Raw genomic sequence first — 2,391 nt, 5'->3', positions numbered from 1 at the left:
AACGCGGCCGCCACGGCGCTGCGCCTCGGGGTGCCGATCTCCTTGCACTCGGACACTCCAGTCACGCCCCTGGGCCCGCTGCACTCCGTGAAGCACGCAGTAACGCGGCTGACGGTCTCCGGGCGGGTCATGGGCGAGCTTGAGCGGATCGGCGTGCAGGAGGCGCTGGAGGCCGTGACGATCGGCGGAGCGTACATGCTGAAGATGGACCACGAGGTCGGCTCCCTCGAGGCGGGGAAGCTCGCGGACCTGGCCGTCCTGGCCGAGGACCCGCTCGCCGTCGAGCCCGAGCGCATCGGCGAGATCCATGTCCTCGGCACCGTAGTCGGCGGCCGACACCACGCGACGAAGGTCGCGGCCCTCTCGGGGGTGCCCGCGTCATGACCGCCCGGTTGGGAATCATCGGCGGCTACCTGGGCTCCGGCAAGTCCACCCTGGTGAACCGGCTGCTGGCGGGTGTGCTGCCGGGGCGCACTGCCGTCGTCGTCAACGATTTCGGAAGCGTCAACATCGACGCGGACCTCATCGCCTCGGCGTCCGGGGACACCGTAGAGCTGACGAACGGGTGCATCTGCTGCCAGATCAGCGACGACGCGTCCCGCACCATGACCGCGCTGGCCGCGCGCGGGGACCTTAACCATGTGCTCTGCGAGGTCAGCGGCGTCGGCGACCCCGGCCAGCTCGCCATGTGGCGGGACTTCCCGGGCTTCTCCCCGGGCCCCGTGCTAGTGTGCGCGGACGCTACCACCGTCCGGCGGCTGCTGCGCGACGAGTACGTCGGCGACACAGTGGCACGGCAACTCGCCGCGGCGGAAGTCGTGCTGGTGACGAAGACCGACCTGGCCCTGGCGGTCGAAACAGACGACGCTGCGGAGGCGTGCAGCGCGGCGGCGCCGGGGGCGCGGCTGATCCTGCAGGATCCTGCGGACCCGGGGGCGACGGCAGGTGAGGCCCTCGCCGCACCGGCGCCCGAGGCTGAGGACGACGACGCCAGCGCCGGTGGGGGGACTCATCGCCACGGCGGTCCGGACCACGCGGAGGCGCACGTTTCCGCCACGCTTGAGTGTCCGGAGCCGGTGGACGTGGACGCACTCACCCGCGGGCTAGCCGCGCAGTCGGGGCGCCTGGTCCGGGCCAAGGGGGTTGTCCAGGACTACGACGGAACCTGGCACGAGGTCCAGCTGGCCGGTGGGCGGGTAGACGTGCGCCCACGGTCCAACGACCGGCCTTCTCCCGAACGACCTGCGCTGGTGCTCATCGCAGCGGGACCGGACGCCAGCCGGCTGGTCAGTGAGGCTGCGGCAGTGCTGGACCGGCTTCTTGCCTCAAACCTAATTAGATAAACGAGGAAAGGCTAACACCCGTATGAACGATCACTCCTTCTTGCAAGACTTCCATCACGTAGCGAAGATCGGCGCAACTCCCAACAAAGGAGTGGACCGCCAGGCCGCGACGGCCAACGACGCGGCCGCCCGAACCTGATTCGCCCAGTGGATCCAGGAAACATGATTCGAGCTGCGCGTGGACGGGATCGGCAACATGTTCGGACTCATCGAATGGACCCCGGGGGCACCCTATATCCTCATCGGTTCCCACCTCGACAGCCAGCCCTTGGCCGGACGGTTCGACGGGGCCTACGGCGTAGTCGCGGCGATGCTGCACGCTGCCCAGGAGATCAGCCGTCGCATCAAAAGCACGGAACAGGCGCCTAAATTCAACCTGGCCGTCGTCAACTGGTTCAACGAGGAAGGCAGCCGATTCGCCCCTTCACTCATGTGAAGCTCGGTCTTCGCAGGACTCTTCGACCAGGACGAGACGCTCGCCATTGTCGATCCGGACAACATCAGCGTTCAGCAGGCCCTGTCCGAATGTGACGCTGCGGGAGCCGGATGAAGCGACGGCGATTGCGGACCGTGCGCTCACCGAGGCAAGAGTTTCCACTGCCGAACTCGAGGAATGGAAAGAGATTGCGCTGGACTCGCAATCCGGTGACCGGCAGATCTCCCAAAGCGAGCTTGAAGGCCATGCGTACATCGAGGTTGTCAGGAGCACGTGCATTCTGCCCTTCGGGAAGCGGGCTATCCCGACGCTCCTACCCGCATTATCGGGGTTTACTCGGATCTAAAATGCACTTGACCTAGCACCGAGAGAATTCCCGATAGAGGGTCCACTAACGCACCACTTCCCCGGCAAGGTGCAGGCGTTTAGAACCCTGCGTTCTGAGGTTTTCGAATTGGCGTATGCCCCGCCCGTTAAAATGCCCGCTGAGGTAGGCCAAGTGCTTCGTCTTGTATGCGCCGCAGGAAACCTGGAGGTCAACCCACGTTCTGGGAGGGGGTCCCCAGCTCGTGGGAAATGGTCCGGGTTGTTTGCAGCAGTTCGGCGGTCACC

General features: G+C 66.1%; 4 protein-coding genes. 3 read left to right on the top strand and 1 reads right to left on the bottom strand.

Annotation, left to right across the window (positions count from 1 at the left end; genetic code table 11):
* The 3 genes from RIF68_RS34355 to RIF68_RS34345 form a co-directional block, all read left to right on the top strand.
* Positions 1-384: amidohydrolase family protein (locus tag RIF68_RS34355; RefSeq protein ID WP_309055399.1), on the top strand; the 384-nt coding region annotated here is incomplete at its 5' end.
* Entirely contained in the window at positions 381-1,343 is a 963-nt protein-coding gene (locus RIF68_RS34350) for a GTP-binding protein (protein WP_309055397.1), read from the top strand. The genes RIF68_RS34355 and RIF68_RS34350, both read left to right, overlap by 4 nt.
* 178 nt (positions 1,344-1,521) lie before the next feature.
* Positions 1,522-1,779 carry a M28 family peptidase gene (locus tag RIF68_RS34345; protein WP_309055395.1) on the top strand — a complete coding sequence of 86 codons (258 nt, stop codon included), beginning with the start codon at positions 1,522-1,524 and terminating at the stop codon, positions 1,777-1,779.
* 64 nt (positions 1,780-1,843) lie between these two features.
* Here RIF68_RS34345 and RIF68_RS34340 read toward each other — a convergent pair whose 3' ends face one another.
* Entirely contained in the window at positions 1,844-2,026 is a 183-nt protein-coding gene (locus RIF68_RS34340; RefSeq protein ID WP_309055393.1) for a hypothetical protein, read from the bottom strand.
* Positions 2,027-2,391 lie beyond the last annotated feature (365 nt).

Source organism: Streptomyces sp. (assembly GCF_031178505.1).
In the GTDB taxonomy this organism is placed as follows: Bacteria; Actinomycetota; Actinomycetes; order Streptomycetales; family Streptomycetaceae; genus Streptomyces; species Streptomyces gulbargensis.
The sequence above is the reverse complement of the archived record's forward strand: the minus strand, read 5'-3'. Positions and strand labels throughout refer to the sequence as shown.

What these genes read in the sequence shown, in the direction of transcription:
- RIF68_RS34340 (WP_309055393.1), bottom strand. Translation starts at nt 2,026, where the DNA reads ATGGCCTTCAAGCTCGCTTTGGGAGATCTGCCGGTCACCGGATTGCGA.
- RIF68_RS34350 (WP_309055397.1), top strand. Translation starts at nt 381, where the DNA reads ATGACCGCCCGGTTGGGAATCATCGGCGGCTACCTGGGCTCCGGCAAG.